Source organism: Histidinibacterium lentulum (assembly GCF_003789055.1).
Classification (GTDB): Bacteria; Pseudomonadota; Alphaproteobacteria; order Rhodobacterales; family Rhodobacteraceae; genus Oceanicola; species Oceanicola lentulus.
Genome location: NZ_ML119082.1, coordinates 147,685 through 162,790, shown reverse-complemented (window position 1 = coordinate 162,790; position 15,106 = coordinate 147,685). Strand labels below are relative to the sequence as shown.

Genomic DNA, 15,106 nt, shown 5'->3' with positions numbered 1-15,106 from the left:
GGCGGGCGGCCGGCCGGGGGGAGATCAGACGCCGAGGTCGGGATTGGGCAGGATGCGGACGCCGTCGATCCGCCAGCCGTCCGGCGTCTCGATCATCTTGTATTCGAGCAGGTGGAACACGCCCTGAGCATCCTCGATCTGGACCGTCTGGAACCAGGCGCCGCGGCGCATCTCGAGGTCGAGAAACCGGGTGGACCCGTTGGTCCAGACCATCGGATATCCGCGCTGGACCATCATGCCGAAATTGGCGGCGTTGCCGAAGATGCCCTGAATGGTGGGGGAGGCGTGCTCGAAGGCGGCGTTGGCGTCGCGCTCGTTGAAATTGGCCAGCTGGTCCGAGATCACCGCCGCGATGGCATCGGCGGGCGCGTCCTGGGCCATGGCCCGGTCCGCGGGGACGGTCAGCAGAAGAAGGAGTGCGAGGATGCGGAACAAGATGCCCTCCGATCTGGTTTGATTGCACTCATCTAGCCTGTCGCGCCGGTCTGTCATCCCGAGGACCCCATGGAACCGCGGGCGTCGCGCTGATATTGCCGTGATATGGGATATGCTCTCGAATCCAGCGACACGGAGGCCGGACCGTTTCTGCGGCGTGTGGCGGCGGAGCAACTCGACAAGGGACTGGCCGATCTGGAGGCGGCTCGGAGGGGCGAGACCCGGGCGGGCGTCCACTCGGTGCGCAAGCGGATGAAGAAGCTGCGCGGGCTCGTGCGGCTCGTGCGGGGCGCCTTCGGGGACTACGGCCGGATCAACGCGACGCTGCGCGACACGGCGCGGGTGCTCTCTGACGTTCGCGACAGGGCCGCCGTGCTCGAGGCACTGGACAGGCTTCTCGACCGGCAGACCGCGGCGGGGATCGACGGGCGGCGGATCGCGCCGCTTGTGCGGGGGCTCGAGGCGGAGAGGGACCGGGCGGAAGAGGCCCGCGACCTGGGCGACAGGCTTGCCGTGGTGGCGTCGGGGCTGACGGCGCTGCGCGAGGAGGCCCCGGACTGGACCCTGGAAGCCGCGGGCTGGGACGCTTTCGAAGGCGGGCTGACGCAGACCTATGCCCGCGCGCGCAAGTCGATGGAGTCGGCGCGGGAGGATCCGCAGACGGACACGCTCCACGACTGGCGCAAGCGGTCGAAATATCATGGCTATCATGCGCGACTGCTCGCGCCGGTCTGGCCCCGGGGCATGTCGGGCCATGCCGCGGAGGCCAGCAGGCTGTCGGACATCCTGGGCGACCGGCATGACCTCGACGTGCTGGAGCCGCGGGTGGCCGCGGCAGATATCCACGGAGACACGCTGCTGGCGCTGCGCGAGGTGATCGCGGCGGAGCGGGCGCGGCTCGACGGGCTGGCGCAGGTTGCGGGGGGGCGGCTGCTCGCGGACAGGCCGAAGGCGCTCGCCCGCCGCTGGGGCCGCTGGTACGCCCTGCGCGATCAGGCCTGAGCGAGCTCGCCGGCCAGGGCGCGGTCGATAAGCGCCACGGTCTCGGCCACGCCGTAGAGCGCCACGAAGCCGCCAAAGCGGGGACCCTGAGTGGCACCCAGAAGCACCTCGTAAAGGGCGGAGAACCAGTCGCGCAGGGGCTCGAACCCGTGCGCCTTGCCGACGGCGAAGACTTCCGACTGAAGCGCCTCCGCATCGAGCGGGCCGTCCCAGGCGGCGAGCCGGGCGCGCAGGTCCCCGAGCGCGGCGCGCTCGGTCTCCGTGGGGGCGCGGAAGGTTTTGCCGGGCTTCACGAAGTCGTTGTAATAGCGCACGGCGAAGCCCGCCGCGGCGTCGAGATCAGGGTTCGCCTCGGGCGTCGCCTCGGGCGCGTAGCGGCGGATGAAGCCCCAGAGCGTTTCCTTGTCCTCGGCGCCGGCGACGGAGGCGAGGTTCAGGAGCATCGAGAAGCTGACCACCATGGTGGAGGCGGGCACGTCATGCCCGTGGATGTGGAACACCGGGTTGGCGAGCCGGCCCGCCGCGTCCTGGTCCGGATAGGCGCGGAGCTGCTGGTGGTATTCGTCCACGGCCTTGGGGATCACGTCGAAATGCAGCCGCTTCGCCGTCTTGGGCTTGAGGAACATGTAGTAGCTCAAGGACTCCGTCGCGGCATAGGTCAGCCACTCGTCGATCGAGAGGCCGTTGCCCTTGGACTTGGAGATCTTCTGACCCTGGTCGTCGAGGAAGAGCTCGTAGGTGAAATGCTCGGGCGCGCGTCCGCCCAGGATCTCGCAGATGCGGTCGTAGATCGGCGTGTTGGTGGAATGGTCCTTGCCGTACATCTCGAAATCGACGCCGAGTGCCGCCCAGCGGGCTCCGAAATCCGGCTTCCACTGGAGCTTCACGTTGCCGCCCGTCACGGGCAGTGTCCATTCGCGGCCGTCCTCGTCGTCGAAGGTGATCGTGTGGTCGGCCGCGTTCACCTCCTTCATCGGGACGTAGAGCACGCGGCCGGTTTCGGGATGGACGGGCAGGAAGATGGAATAGGTCTGCTGGCGCTCCTCGCGGAGGGACTTGAGCATCACCGCCATCAGGTCGTCGTAACGCTCGACGGCGCGGCGGAGCACGTCGTCGAACTGGCCGGAGCGGTAGAACTCGGTGGCGGAGATGAACTCGTAGTCGAAGCCGAAGGTATCGAGGAAGCGCCGCAGCATGGCGTTGTTGTGGTGGCCGAAGCTCTCGTGCGTGCCGAAGGGGTCGGGCACACTGGTGAGCGGCTTCTGCAGGTGACCGCGCAGGGCGTCGCGGTCGGGCACGTTGTCGGGGACCTTGCGCATCCCGTCCATGTCGTCGGAAAAGCAGATGAGCCGGGTGGGCACGTCCGAGATCACCTCGAAGGCGCGGCGGATCATGGTGGTGCGCAGGACCTCGCCGAAGGTGCCGATATGCGGGAGGCCCGAGGGGCCGTAGCCGGTCTCGAATAGGACATGGCCCTTCTTCGCGGGATCGGCCTCGTAGCGCGCGAGCAGGCGCCTTGCCTCCTCGAAGGGCCAGGCCCTGGAGCCCATGGCGGCGTCGGTGAGGTCGGTCATGCTCTGTCCTTCGAGGGCGGTCGGGGTCCGGCCCCGCGTCCTATTGCGGGGGGCGGGGGGCGTCAATAAGTTGGCCCCGACCCCGCACAGGAGCCGCCGCGATGACCGACAGCCTTACCCTCTCGCCCCAGGACGCGCTGGTGGCGCTGATGGTCACGGTCTCCTGCGCCGACGAGACGATCCGGACCGCGGAGCTGGTGCAGATCACCAACATCATCAACAACCTCCCGGTCTTTGCCGATTACGACACCGACAACATGCAGAGGGTGTCGCGGACGGTCTTCGACCTGCTGGATCAGGAGGACGGTCTCGACGCGCTCTTCGGTCTGGTGCGCAGCGCGCTGCCCGACCGGCTGAACGAGACCGCCTATGCGCTGGCCTGCGACGTGGCCGCCGCTGACGGGGTGGTGGCGCAGCCTGAGAGCCGCATCCTCGAGGAGATCCGCTACGAGCTCGATATCGACCGGCTCCATGCGGCAGCCATCGAGCGGGGCGCGCGGGCGCGCCACATGACGCTCTGAGAGGGATTTCGCCACGGGCTGCGCCCGTGGCGATCCGCGCGCCTGCGGCGCGGTCAAAGAGGCGCGCCTTCGGCGCGACGGGGGCGCTGCCCCCCGTCCGGCTGCGCCGGACTCCCCCGGGATATTTCCGGCCAGAAGAACGAGGGGCGTGGCACGGAGAGCGGCGCGGGGCGGGACGGCCGGGGGAGGGATCGGACGGCCCAAGGGGAGGGGCGGGTCAGCCGGTGTGGACGAGGCCCCAGCGGCGCAGGAGGACCTGCTGGAGGTTGCGCGCCCGGGCGGCATAGGGGCGCGCGCCGTCGGGGATCTCCTCTCCGGTGGCCTTCGCGACCTCGCGGCGCTCGAGATTGCCGCAGAAGATGGCAAAGGCCACGTCGCGGTCCTGGGCGGTGCGGATGTAACCGGCGAGGGCGCTCACGAAGTTCAGGGTCCCGGTCTTGGCGCGCACGCTGGCCGGATAGGTGGTCATCGGCGCGCCCTCGGCGTCGCGCAGGTCATGCTCCTTCAGGACCGGCGACAGGCGGCCCATCACCCCGGGCGCGGACAGGAGGGCGACCATGTCGCGGGCGGCGACGCGCGAGGCGTCGCCGAGGCCGGAATGGTCCACGACGGCGGTCGAGACGCCGTGGGTGCGGGCGAGCCAGTCGTTCATGGCGCGGGCCGAGGAGGGAATGTCGTCGGGCCGTCCGGAGAGCGCGCCCGTGGCGGTAAGCCCCACGACCTCGGCGGTGAGATTCGTCGAATAGCGCAGCATGTCGCGGATGATGGGCTCCATCTCCGGGCTGTCGTGGCGGGCGAGCTCGATGCCGCCGGGCGTCTCCTCGAGGCGCCCGGCCGCGGGCAGCGTCACGCCCTGGGCCTGGGCCAGGGTGCGGAACACGTCGCCCGCGTAGAGCGCCGGGCGGCGGACGGGCAGCCAGCGCGCGCCGCCGTCGCCGAGGGCGGCCCGGGCCACGGTCCAGTCGTCGATCTCGCCGTCGGCGGCATAGGTGTAGATCGGCACGGAGCGGTTCTCGACGCGCATCCGCGCCACGCTCACCACCGGGCTGTGCGCGGCGCTGCGGGCGTCGAGGGTGACGCGGTAGTCCGATCCGGTCCGCGCCCATTCGAAATGGACGCGGTTGAAGTTGAGGTTGAGGCCCGAGACCGCGGGGTTGTAGCCGAGGTGGTCGAGCTGGCTGTCGTCGATCTCGTCCTCGTAGGGCAGGGCGCCGCCCCAGACGAGGAACCGGCCGGTGATCTCGGTCACGCCCGCCGCGCGCAGGTCCACGGCAAGCGCGGCCAGTTCGTCGGTCTGCAGCAGGGGATCGCCGCCGCCCGCGAGGATCAGGTCCCCGTCGAGCCTGCCGTCCGCGACCGGACCGGTGGCGAGGAGCCGCGTGGCGAAGCGGTGGCGCGGGCCCACCGTCTCGAGCGCGTAGAGCGCGGTCAGGGCCTTGGTGACGGAGGCGGGGGGGAGCGCGGTGGCGGCGTCCTGTTCCTCGATGATCTCGCCGGTTTCCACGTCGGCCACGGCGACGCTGACGGAGCCGCCGAGATTGGCCGAGGAGATGATGTCGGCAAGGCTCGGCCGGGCGCGGGGAGCGAGGCGGGCGATCTCCTCGGCGGAGGCGGGACCGGGACGCGGGCGCGGCCGCAGAGAGGTCAGCGGCGCCTCGGCGAGAGCGGCCGTTCCGGCCGAGCCGGCAAGGAGGGCCAGTGCCGCCCGTCGCGTGAAGATCGTCCGCATGGCGGGGACCCTATACGCGCCGGCGCGGCCGCCGCAACAGGTGCGGCGGCCGCGCTCATCACGTCGTGGTGGGCGGCCGGTGAGCGCGGGCCGTCAAGCGGCCTCGGCCTTGGTTCCGGCGGGGGCCGCCGCCTCCTCGATCAGCGCCTTGTGCAGCGTGGCGACGGCGGCGTCGCGCTCCTCCGCGGGCACGACGAAATCGAGGTTCACATGCCGCGGCGTCTGATGCTGGGCGATCACCTCGATGCCCGCGTCCTCGAGCGCCGCGAGCGAGCGGCGGACGCCGCGCAGGCTTCTCAGGTCGCGGCCGATGGCGGAGACGATGGCGACCGAGCGCGCGCCGACCTCGGCCGAGGGGAACTGCTCGGACAGGTCCGCGATCACGCGGCGGGCGGTCTTGAGCGAGGCCTGCACATAGTGGGTGATGGTGTTGGCGTTCGAGGTCTTCGACACGATCCAGACCTTGTGGCGCTTGAGCGCCTCGAGGATGGCGGCGTCATAGCCCTTCACCCCCACCATGTCCTGCTCGAAGAGCTCGAGCGCCACGACGTTCAGGCCGCAGACGATCTCGACGCCCGGCGTTTCGGCGGGCTTGTCGTCGATCAGCGTGCCCGGGTCGTCGGGCTCGAAGGCGTTGGTCACCCGCAGCGGCACGTCGGCCTGGCGCAGGGTCTTGGCGGCCTTGGGATGGATCGCCTCCATGCCCATGTTCGAGAGCTGGTCGGCCACGTCGTAGTTGGTGTGGCCGAGCTTCTTCACCTTGTCCTCGCCGACGAGCTTCGGATCGGCGGAGGAGAGGTGGAATTCCTTGTGGATGATCGCCTCGCGCGCGCCCGTCAGGGCAGCGATCGTGGCGAAGGTCACCTCGGAATAGCCGCGATCGTATTCGCGCATGAGCCCGCCCCTGCACTGGGCATAGCCGGTGACGATGGGCAGCTCCTCGGCCAGATCGACCGAGGACAGGCCGGCGCGGAGACGTTCGTCGAGGGTGGCGCCGCCCTCGTCGCGCCAGCCCGAGAGATCCACCAGCCGCGCGTTGAGCCCGCGACGCTGGAGCAGCAGCACGGTGACGAAGGCCGAATGCGATTCGCCGATGCCCGAGAGCAGCTCGCGCACGTTCAGCATGTGCTCCGACAGGCGGAAATGGCCGTAGGAGCAGAGGCGCTGCAGGTCGAAGAGGCAGGACCGCGCGCCCTCGACCCGCTCGCGCACGAACTCGTCCGCCTGGGCGATGTCGGCCGGGTGGTCGAGCACGGCGCGGTGCGCCTCGCCCATGGCCTCGGCCACGGTCTTCAGCGCGGTCAGCCAGCCCGCGTCGTCCTGGTCGGAGGCGAAGGCGGCGTAGACCCCCGGCTGACCCGACTTCTTGTGCTCGAGCAGTCGGTCGGTGATGCCGCCGAAGGCCGAGACCACGAAGATGCGGTTGTAGGGATCGGTGCCCTCGCGCGCGAAGAGCGTCGGCACGAGGTCCGCGATCCGGCTCATGGAGGTGCCGCCGATCTTCTCGACCGTATGGCCGGAAAACCGGAGGTCGGTTCGTTCGGCGTCGTTAACTGTCTTCAAGAGCATAACTTCCATCCGCCTGGTGAACTTCGTTTCCGGTGACGGGCGGGTTGAACACGCAGGCCAGCACCAGCTGCTCATCCGCCACAACGGTGTGCTTGTCATGCTGGTCGAGGGCGTACATCACGCCGGGCCTGATCTCGTGGGTCTCGCCCGTGGCGAGGTCGGTGATCCGGCCCTTGCCTTCCATGCAGTAGACGCTCTCGAAGTGGTTCTTGTAGTGGAACGTGTGCTCCGAGCCCGCCTCGAGGAAGGTGATGTGAAAGGAGAACCCCATCCCGTCGCCCGCCAGCAACATTCGCACGCTGGTCCAGTTGGCATCCGAGACCACGCGGTCCCGCTCGTCCTCGATGATCCTGTTGTAGTCGCGTACGATCATGGCGTCACTCCGCTGCGATGGGCTGCGGCTGCGCTGCGATCGCCTCGCGCGCGGCCTCTGCGAGGATACCAAGACCCTTGCGGAAGGTCTCGTCCGGCGTGGTCAGCGGCGCGAGCACCTTGACCACCTCGTCATGGGCACCCGAGGTCTCGATCACGAGCCCTTTCTCGAAGGCGCGGGCGCAGATGTCGCCGGCAAGCTCGCCCGAGCCCACGTCGACGCCCTGCATCATGCCGCGGCCCTTGAGGGTCGCGCCCGGGATCATGTCCGCGATGTCGGACAGGGCGGTGGTCAGGATCGTGGATTTCGCCGCGATCTCCTGCTGGAAGCGGTCGTCGGCCCAGAACTTCTCCAACGCCAGGCGGGCTGTCACGAAGGCGTGGGTGTTGCCGCGGAAGGTGCCGTTGTGCTCGGCCGGCTTCCAGATGTCGAGCTCGGGGCGCACGAGGAGCGCCGCGAAGGGCAGGCCGAAGCCAGAGAGCGATTTCGCCAGCGGCACGAGGTCGGGGGTCACCCCCATCTCCTCGAAGGAGAAGAAGGTGCCGGTGCGGCCGATGCCCGCCTGGATGTCATCGAGGATCAGGAGCGCGCCGTGCTTGCGGGCGATCTTCTCGATCCCGCGCAGCCATTCGGCGGAGGCGGCGTTGAGACCGCCCTCGCCCTGCACCGGCTCGATCAGGAAGGCGGCGGGGGCGTCGATGCCCGAGGAGGGGTTGTCGAGCATCTGCTCGATCACGGCGAGCGTGTCGACGTCGCCGAGGGAGCCCTCGAAGGGCATCCGGCTGACGTTCGACAGCGGCGTGGCGCCGCCCGCGCGCTTGCCTGCGTTGCCGGTGGCAGCGAGGGCGCCGTAGGTCATGCCATGAAAGCCGTTGGTGAAAGCGATGACGTTGGCACGGCCCGTGACCTTCCGCGCGAGCTTCAGCGCGGCCTCGACGGCGTTGGTGCCGGTGGGACCGGTCATCATCACCTTGTGGTCCATGCCGCGCGGCTTCAGGATCGTCTCTTCGAACGTCTCGAGAAAGCGGCGCTTCTCGACCGTATACATGTCGAGCGCGTGGGCGATGCCGTCCGAGGTGATGTGATCCACCAGCGCGGCCTTCATGTCGGGGTCGTTGTGGCCGTAGTTGAGCGAGGAGCAGCCGGCGAGAAAGTCGATGTACTCGCGACCGGTCTCGTCGGTGAGGATGGAACCCCTGGCCGTCGTGAAGGTGGTGTCGAAGCTGCGGCAATAGCTGCGCACCTCGGATTCGCGACGGTCAAAGATCGAGTGCGGGACGGTGGCGTCCTTGGGCATGGGATGTCCTTTCGGAGGAATGTGAGAGGGGCTGCGGCGGAGCTCAGGCGGCCCGGCGCGCGGCCTCCTCGAGGTCGATGGTGACCATGTGCTCGGTGGCGTGCCTGCCGCCGAAATGGTCGTCGCGTTCGAAATGGGGCGCGTCGCTGAGACGTGCGCCGCGGGATTGCGCGAAGCTGCGGAAGAGCGCCCAGGAGGCGGCGTTGTCACGGGTGATCGTGGTGCGCATCCGCGTGACACTCCGGCATTCCGGGCGGTCGAGAAGGGCGGCCAGCATCCGCTTGCCGAGGCCGTGGCCGCGCGCGTCCGCATGGACGGCGACCTGCCAGACGAAGATCGTGTCCGGCTCCGCCGGCGGGATGTAGCCCGAGATCCAGCCCAGGGTGCGGCCGTCGATCTCCGCCAGAACGCAGGTATCCCGGAAATGATCGCACTGCAGCAGATTGCAGTACATCGAGTTCTCGTCGAGCGGCGCGCAGGCGCGCACGAGCTCCCAGATGTCGGAGCCATCGTCGCGCCCGGGCTTGCGCAGGCGCGGGCGCCCCTGCAGCCGCGTCAGGCTGGTACTTGCGGGTTCGTCGGAGACATCCTTAGGCATGGCTAACTAACTTCATCCAGACTGCTTCGGTTGGCTAACTAAATATACAAGGAAAAGTTCAAGTCAAGGCGCTATGAGCGTCGTTTTGCCTTGATCGCGGGTCATAAGTGCTTAGTTTGTAAAACTATGACGATGCGTGTGCAATTGAATGGCGGGTCAAGCTCTGCCACTGTCCTACGGAAACCGGGCCTCTTTCCTGACGAGCCGATGGACCGCACCGACGAAAGCCTCATCGCGCTCCGGCGCATCCTGCGGAAGACCGAGCAGTTCGGCCGCGCGCTGGCCCAGGCCTCGGGGCTCACGGCTGCACAGTTCCGTGTGCTGCAGCTGGTCGCGGAGACCGGCGAGACGACCGCAAAGCAGATCGCCGTCCGCATGGGGATCACCCAGGCCACGGTCACCTCGCTGGTGGACAAGCTGGTGAGCCATGATCTCGTGACCCGGGAGAAATCGGCCCATGACCGGCGGATGATCGACATCCGCATCACCGAGGCCGGGCGCGACGTGCTCGAGCGCGCGCCCGACGCGCTCCAGCAGCGCTACGTGCGGCGGTTCGAGGCGATGAAGGATTGGGAGCAGGCCCAGATCGTGGCCTCGCTCGAACGGGTGGCGGCGATGCTCGACGCCGACGACATGGACGCCTCGCCGGTGCTCGACATCGGCGACATCCGGGGCCGAGGCTGACGCTCTCCGGCTTGCGGGAGAGGGCGCGCTGGGGTAGCCCGAACGGGCTGCGGTCCCTTAGCTCAACTGGATAGAGCAGCCGACTTCTAATCGGCAGGTTGAGGGTTCGAGTCCTTCAGGGACCGCCACCTGCATGTGACGCGATCCCGGTTCGGGCACGCTCGGCTCGGGAGGCCGAGACGAAGCCGGCGGGACCGAAGCGCAGTCCCGCCGGCACCTGCGGCAGTCCGGACGGGAGAGAGATCCTTCAGAAGGCCGCCGGGATGGGTCCGAAGCGCGGGGGTTCGACCCGGCGGCGGGAGGCCGACTCGTAGGCCGAGGCGATCCGGACGATGGCGTCCTCGTTGCCGGGCTCGCTGCGGAAGACGAGAGAGAAGGGCAGGCCGGGGGCGGCCAGCTTGACCGGATCGGTGGCGGGCGCGGGGACGTAGCGCTTGCGGTCCTCCGACAGCTTGAAGACGGGATCGTAGGCGGTGTCCACATAGCCGGCCGGAATCAGGATTTCCGTCAGCCCCGCGTTCGGCCCGTAGAAGGATTCGAGCGTGATGTTGTGCATCCCCCCCCGCGGCTGGTTCGCGTGGCCGATCTTGCCCGGCACCCAGGGAGAATGCAGCCGCACGAAGGCGTCGAGCCGGTTCTCGTAGAGCACCATCATGTCCACCCGGCGCAGAAGCTCGCGCAGCATGATCCGCTCGTTCACGCCCTGCCGCCCGTCGAGCCTGTTGCGCATGTCGGAGAGCGCATCCCAGTTGAGGAAGGCGGACCGCTGATCGTCGCCCCAGAATTTCGAGCGCGCGTTGAGGGCGGCGAAATCGGTCAGCGTCTCCTCGAAGCCGAGCTCGGCCCAGTCCGCGGCGCGGCGCATGAGATACTGCTGGATGTGGAAGCGGAACGTGGTGGCCAGCTCCTGTTCCTGCACCGTGTGGATGTCGAGGTTCTTCGGCGGCGCGATGCGGCCCTCGGCGAGCGCCACGCAGTAGTCGATGGGCTTCATCGTGCCGCTGCCGAAGATCTTGGGCGGCTGGTAGGTAGCCTCCGCCCCCGCGGCGACGGTGGGCGAGGCGAGGCTAGGCATGCCGCCGGCAACGAAGGGCGTGGGCTGCACGGCTTCCGCCACCTCCTTGTAGACGGGGGTGCCGTCGGGGCCGAGGCGGAACAGGATGTCGGGCATGAAGACCGGGACGAGCCGCGTCAGGGCCTTGCGGAAATCGACGGTCATGTCCTCGTAGTCTGGGTCGGGCGCGCTCAGCGGATCGCTGGACTGCACGATGGTGGCGCCGAGGTGATCGCGCAGGATCGTCTTGATCTCCTTTTCGGCGGCCGTGACGATGGGCACTTCGGCGAGCGAACCCTCGGGGACGATGAGGGATTCCCTGACAAGACCGATCCGCGTGCCCTCGAGCATTCCTTCGGTGGCGTCGGTGACCAGATGGCTCGCATAGGGGGTCGGCAGCACCGAGGCGCGCGGCACGGTGGTGAAGGGATCGCGCGGGTCGTAGGGGCCGTTCTCGGCATCGGTGAGCGCGTCGATGACGCGGGCGCAGTCCAGGACCGAGCGGCAGATCACGCCGGTGCGGTCGGTGTAGATATCGGCGCCGATGGCGCCGCCGTCGAAGCCGATCATCGCCTTGTGCGGCAGGATCAGCGCCACGGAATTGTGGTTCGACGGCCCCCGGCAGGACGCGCGCGTCTCCTCGCCGAGACTGGCCATCACGAGATTGGTGGAGACCGACAGGGCCGAGCCAGAGCTTGACCCCAGCGAGGCGGACCGGGTGGTGTCATAGGGGTTCGCCGGGTTCCCGCCCCAGGTCGTGCGCTGGTAGCCGAGGGTCGAGGGCAGGATCTTCTCCGGGCGGTGATCACCGCCCGGATCGCCGGCGCGGCCGTTGTATTCGGTGCTCACGGCCTTGGCGTAGATGATCGCGCCCTTCTTGCGGAGTTGCTCGACGAGGATGTGGTCGCGCGCCGGGAAGTCGATGTCATAGGCGGCATCGGCGCCGCCCATGGACCGCATGTCCTTGCAGTCGAAGGGATCCTTGAAGGAGAAGACGACGCCGTAGAGCGGCTTCGCCTCGAAATCGGGATTGCTGCCGTACCTGTCATCCAGTTCCGCCGCCTGCTCCAGCGCGTCGGGATGACGGCGGAAGATCTCGCAGACCGCGGGGGCGCCCTCGGGCAGGGGCCCGTCGTCGGGATGGCGGTCGTAGTCGCCGCGGCAGACGACGGACCGCTCGCCCCGGATGTTCAGGGTCGAGAGCGCGTTGACCTGCGTGCCCTCGGGGATGCCCACGATCATGCCGTACTGCTGCATGACGCCGGGGTCCGACATCGTCGGCTCCATCCGGCCCAGTTCCAGCGGCGTGCCCTCGTAGGCGTCGAGATCGGGATAGATGTCGGAGACGGGGACGGTTTCGGTCGGGAAGTCGAGCGGCGCTCCGGCGCGGACGGTGCCTTTCACGGGGGCGACGGGGGCGCCATCCGCGGTCACGAGGCGGCTCGCCACGCCGTTCATAGCGCGGGCGCGCGCGATGTAGTGCTCGACGATCTGGACGCAGGTCACCTGGCCCGCGGCGATCGCGGCGTGCATCTGGGCGATGGTCGCCTCTTCCAGCCGAAAGCCGGTGGTGGCGGGGGCGGTGTCTGGTGCCATGGCGTCTCTCCTCGATGGCTCGGCGCATTCCCTTTTCATGCATTATATATTTTTGGCGGCGCCGGGCCTGTCAAGCGAATGCAGTGGCGGCCTGCTGCCGGGCAGGGGAGGTGTTTCCTCGGTCCGGGGCGGTCCTTCCCGCGCACGATACCGTCGAGAATGCCTTGAGCGATGCATGAACCCGGCCCCGAAGCTTCGCCGATTTGCTCTTTTAAGTAGCGGGATGCGGGTTTGTACGGCACTTCGGAAAACCGGCCTTCCGCTAGGTGATTCGGCTCGTCGTGCCCGGTCTCCGTCCCGAAGCCGTCCAGTTTTTGAGCATCGCTGCATGAAGGGCGTGCGCAATCGGCCCATGGCGCCGGCGCGGCGGACAGGAAAGCTATATTATATATGATTGACGGCCGATCCGGGCTCAGCGTCGGGACGAGAGGTGACCATGCTGCGAATTTCCCGGATCACGAAAACCTACGAGGGCGCGGAGATCCCGGCGTTGGATGACGTTTCGGTCGACTGCGCTGACGGCTCCTTCACCACGCTCCTCGGCCCGAGCGGCTGCGGGAAATCGACCCTGCTGCGCTGCATCGCGGGGCTCGAGGCTCCGGACGGCGGCTCGGTGACCCTGAACGACCGACCGCTCGTGGATGCGGACCGGGGCATCGTCGTGCCGGCCCACAGGCGCGGGATCGGCATGGTGTTCCAGTCCTACGCGATCTGGCCGCACATGACCGTGGCGCAGAACGTGGGCTATCCGCTGAAGGTGCGGGGGGACACCGATGCCGACATCTTCGGCGCGGTCCGTGAAGTGCTGGAGATGGTCGGGCTGTCCGGCCTCGAGCGCCGCTCGTCCTCCGACCTCAGCGGAGGACAGCAGCAACGCGTGGCGATTGCCCGGGCGGTCGTGAACCGGCCGTCGCTGCTGCTCCTCGACGAGCCCATGTCGAACCTCGATGCCCATCTGCGCCGCCAGCTCGGCGCGCAGCTGCGGGAGTTGCAGCAGCGGCTGAAACTGACGGTGGTCTACGTGACCCATGATCGGGACGAGGCGCTGACGCTGTCGGACCGGATCGTGGTGATGTCCCATGGGCGGATGGCCGACGGCGGGACGCCGGTCGGGCTCTACGGACGGCCGCGGACGGATCGGGGCGCGCTTTCGGTCGGGGAGGCGAATTTCCTGCCCGCGGAGATCGAGGCGGGGGACGCGGTGTGCCGGCTTTTCGATCCGCCGTTGCGCTGCCCGGCAGAGAGCGCTGCGCGGGAGACCGCGGTCCTGCTCAGGCCCGAGTGGATCGATATCTGGCCCGGGGAGCCGCCTGCCGACCTGTCACTGCCGAGGGCGCGGGCGACGATCCGGAGCGTGGTGTTCCGCGGCATGATGACCGAGCTCGCGCTGGAACTGCCGGGCGCGGTGACTCTCCTCGCCCGCATCCAGAGACCGCTCGATCTGGGGCCGGGCGACAGCGTCCGGCTGACGATTCCCCCGGGTCTCGCGGTCGCCGTCGAGCGTTCGGCCGCCTCCCCGACGCGAGGCCCGGAGCATGCCGGGACGACCGAGCCCCTGAAGCGCGGCCCCGTGGCACCGCGCCCGAAAGGACGATTCGCCACGCTCTTCAACCGGAAAACGGAGACACTGCCATGACGTCGACTATCCAGCGAACCCTGCTCGCGGGCCCGCTCGCGCTCGCCGCCGCGCTGGCGCAGGCCGAAACCTACGATCCTGCCCTCGTCGAGGCCGCGCAGGCGGAGGACGGCACGATCTCGTATTACTTCATCCTCGGCGCCGAAGCGAACCGCCCGCTCTACGATGCGTTCAGCGCACAGTTCCCCTTCATCGACTTCGAGGTGACCGGCGGCGATCCGCTGTCACTGGTCGAGAAGATATTGAACGAGAACGCCTCGGGCCAGCCCATCGCCGACATCCTTCAGGGCGGGCCCATGGAGGACGGGATCATCAACGTCCAGAACGGCATCGGCGGCTTCACCCGGCCCCGGGCGGAGGTGGATGTCCCCGAGGAATTCAAGTTCCCGGGCGAGTACATCGTGCCCGACTATTTCACCTTCCACATCGCCTACAACACCAACCTCGTGTCGGCCGAGGACGCGCCGCTGACCCTCGAGGAGCTGACAGAGCCCGAGTGGGCGGGCCGCTTCGGTATCGATCTCGAGCAGATCGACTGGTTCGCGGGGATGCTCGCCTATTACGGCGAGGAGCGGGGGATCGAGATATTCGAGGCCCTCGCCGCCAACGATCCGGTGCTGTTCGCGGGCGCGCAGGGTTACGAGCAGATGGCCGCCGGGGGCCTGCCGGTGGTAGCCAACACCTTCTCCGCCCTCACGGTGGACTACATCGAGCGCGGCGCCCCCATCGGCATCGCGGTCAGTCCCTTCGTGATCGCCCAGCCCGACCTCTACATCGGCGTCGCGAATTCGAACAACCCGGCCTCCACGGCGCTCTTCTTCGAGTTCCTGTTCACCCCCGAGGCGCAGGAGATCCTGGCCCAAGAGGTCTACAAGAACCCGGTGGTTCCCGGTGTCGCGCAGCCGCCGCATCTGGAAGAGGCGCTGGGGCCCGAGGTCGAGAAGTTCTTCGTCACGAGCCAGAACTGGGGCGATTTCGAAGGCCGGATCGACCTCTTCCAGTCGCTCTTCGTGCAGTAACGGCAGGGAGGGGCCCCCG

Annotated in this window: 13 protein-coding genes and 1 tRNA gene; 6 read left to right on the top strand and 8 right to left on the bottom strand. The window is 68.5% G+C overall.

Annotation, left to right across the window (positions count from 1 at the left end):
* Nucleotides 1-24: 24 nt before the first annotated feature.
* Nucleotides 25-435, bottom strand: coding sequence for a DUF4864 domain-containing protein (locus tag EAT49_RS03795; protein ID WP_246003753.1), 411 nt, complete (start codon nt 433-435; stop codon nt 25-27).
* 105 nt (nt 436-540) lie between these two features.
* On the opposite strand from EAT49_RS03795, the gene EAT49_RS03790 reads away from it, so the two are divergent.
* Complete coding sequence (locus EAT49_RS03790) at nt 541-1,437, top strand: CHAD domain-containing protein (RefSeq protein WP_123640972.1); 897 nt, start codon at nt 541-543, stop codon at nt 1,435-1,437.
* Here the strand turns inward: EAT49_RS03790 and EAT49_RS03785 are convergent.
* Complete coding sequence (locus EAT49_RS03785; RefSeq protein WP_123640971.1) at nt 1,428-3,011, bottom strand: lysine--tRNA ligase; 1,584 nt, start codon at nt 3,009-3,011, stop codon at nt 1,428-1,430. The two genes, EAT49_RS03790 and EAT49_RS03785, sit on opposite strands and share 10 nt — an antisense overlap.
* 101 nt (nt 3,012-3,112) lie before the next feature.
* Here EAT49_RS03785 and EAT49_RS03780 point away from each other — a divergent pair, with 101 nt between their 5' ends.
* Complete coding sequence (locus tag EAT49_RS03780; RefSeq protein ID WP_123640970.1) at nt 3,113-3,532, top strand: tellurite resistance TerB family protein; 420 nt, start codon at nt 3,113-3,115, stop codon at nt 3,530-3,532.
* Nucleotides 3,533-3,749: 217 nt separating this feature from the next.
* Here EAT49_RS03780 and dacB read toward each other — a convergent pair whose 3' ends face one another.
* The 5 genes from dacB to ectA form a co-directional block, all read right to left on the bottom strand.
* A complete protein-coding gene (gene dacB / locus EAT49_RS03775; protein ID WP_123640969.1) occupies nt 3,750-5,261 on the bottom strand; it encodes a D-alanyl-D-alanine carboxypeptidase/D-alanyl-D-alanine endopeptidase in 1,512 nt (503 codons plus the stop codon).
* A 93-nt stretch (nt 5,262-5,354) separates the two neighbouring features.
* Nucleotides 5,355-6,830: an aspartate kinase gene (locus EAT49_RS03770; RefSeq protein WP_123640968.1), complete on the bottom strand. Its 1,476-nt coding sequence runs from the start codon at nt 6,828-6,830 to the stop codon at nt 5,355-5,357.
* On the bottom strand, nt 6,811-7,203 hold the full coding sequence (locus EAT49_RS03765) for an ectoine synthase (RefSeq protein ID WP_123640967.1): 393 nt from the start codon (nt 7,201-7,203) through the stop codon (nt 6,811-6,813). The genes EAT49_RS03770 and EAT49_RS03765 overlap by 20 nt, the downstream gene beginning before the upstream one ends.
* Before the next feature lie 4 nt (nt 7,204-7,207).
* A complete protein-coding gene (gene ectB, locus EAT49_RS03760) occupies nt 7,208-8,500 on the bottom strand; it encodes a diaminobutyrate--2-oxoglutarate transaminase (protein WP_123640966.1) in 1,293 nt (430 codons plus the stop codon).
* A 43-nt stretch (nt 8,501-8,543) separates the two neighbouring features.
* Nucleotides 8,544-9,098 (bottom strand): diaminobutyrate acetyltransferase, encoded by a 555-nt coding sequence (ectA, locus tag EAT49_RS03755; RefSeq protein ID WP_123640965.1) that lies wholly within the window; start codon nt 9,096-9,098, stop codon nt 8,544-8,546.
* A 207-nt stretch (nt 9,099-9,305) separates the two neighbouring features.
* On the opposite strand from ectA, the gene EAT49_RS03750 reads away from it, so the two are divergent.
* Both EAT49_RS03750 and EAT49_RS03745 read left to right on the top strand, forming a co-directional pair.
* The gene (locus EAT49_RS03750; protein WP_123640964.1) at nt 9,306-9,782 is read left to right on the top strand and encodes a MarR family winged helix-turn-helix transcriptional regulator; all 477 of its coding nucleotides are present in this window, start codon (nt 9,306-9,308) and stop codon (nt 9,780-9,782) included.
* Nucleotides 9,783-9,833: 51 nt separating this feature from the next.
* Nucleotides 9,834-9,910 (top strand) — tRNA-Arg (locus EAT49_RS03745).
* Nucleotides 9,911-10,029: 119 nt separating this feature from the next.
* Here EAT49_RS03745 and EAT49_RS03740 read toward each other — a convergent pair.
* Complete coding sequence (locus EAT49_RS03740) at nt 10,030-12,432, bottom strand: amidase family protein (protein WP_185020630.1); 2,403 nt, start codon at nt 12,430-12,432, stop codon at nt 10,030-10,032.
* Nucleotides 12,433-12,868: 436 nt separating this feature from the next.
* Between EAT49_RS03740 and EAT49_RS03735 the strand changes: the two genes are divergently transcribed.
* On the top strand, nt 12,869-14,068 hold the full coding sequence (locus tag EAT49_RS03735) for an ABC transporter ATP-binding protein (protein WP_123640962.1): 1,200 nt from the start codon (nt 12,869-12,871) through the stop codon (nt 14,066-14,068).
* Nucleotides 14,065-15,087: an ABC transporter substrate-binding protein gene (locus tag EAT49_RS03730; protein ID WP_123640961.1), complete on the top strand. Its 1,023-nt coding sequence runs from the start codon at nt 14,065-14,067 to the stop codon at nt 15,085-15,087. Before EAT49_RS03735 ends, EAT49_RS03730 begins: the two co-directional genes overlap by 4 nt.
* Nucleotides 15,088-15,106 lie beyond the last annotated feature (19 nt).

Coding starts and splice junctions, on each gene's coding strand:
- EAT49_RS03790 (WP_123640972.1), top strand. CDS start 541: ATGGGATATGCTCTCGAATCCAGCGACACGGAGGCCGGACCGTTTCTG.
- EAT49_RS03785 (WP_123640971.1), bottom strand. CDS start 3,011: ATGACCGACCTCACCGACGCCGCCATGGGCTCCAGGGCCTGGCCCTTC.
- EAT49_RS03780 (WP_123640970.1), top strand. CDS start 3,113: ATGACCGACAGCCTTACCCTCTCGCCCCAGGACGCGCTGGTGGCGCTG.
- dacB (WP_123640969.1), bottom strand. CDS start 5,261: ATGCGGACGATCTTCACGCGACGGGCGGCACTGGCCCTCCTTGCCGGC.
- EAT49_RS03770 (WP_123640968.1), bottom strand. CDS start 6,830: ATGCTCTTGAAGACAGTTAACGACGCCGAACGAACCGACCTCCGGTTT.
- EAT49_RS03765 (WP_123640967.1), bottom strand. CDS start 7,203: ATGATCGTACGCGACTACAACAGGATCATCGAGGACGAGCGGGACCGC.
- ectB (WP_123640966.1), bottom strand. CDS start 8,500: ATGCCCAAGGACGCCACCGTCCCGCACTCGATCTTTGACCGTCGCGAA.
- ectA (WP_123640965.1), bottom strand. CDS start 9,098: ATGCCTAAGGATGTCTCCGACGAACCCGCAAGTACCAGCCTGACGCGG.
- EAT49_RS03750 (WP_123640964.1), top strand. CDS start 9,306: ATGGACCGCACCGACGAAAGCCTCATCGCGCTCCGGCGCATCCTGCGG.
- EAT49_RS03740 (WP_185020630.1), bottom strand. CDS start 12,432: ATGGCACCAGACACCGCCCCCGCCACCACCGGCTTTCGGCTGGAAGAG.
- EAT49_RS03735 (WP_123640962.1), top strand. CDS start 12,869: ATGCTGCGAATTTCCCGGATCACGAAAACCTACGAGGGCGCGGAGATC.
- EAT49_RS03730 (WP_123640961.1), top strand. CDS start 14,065: ATGACGTCGACTATCCAGCGAACCCTGCTCGCGGGCCCGCTCGCGCTC.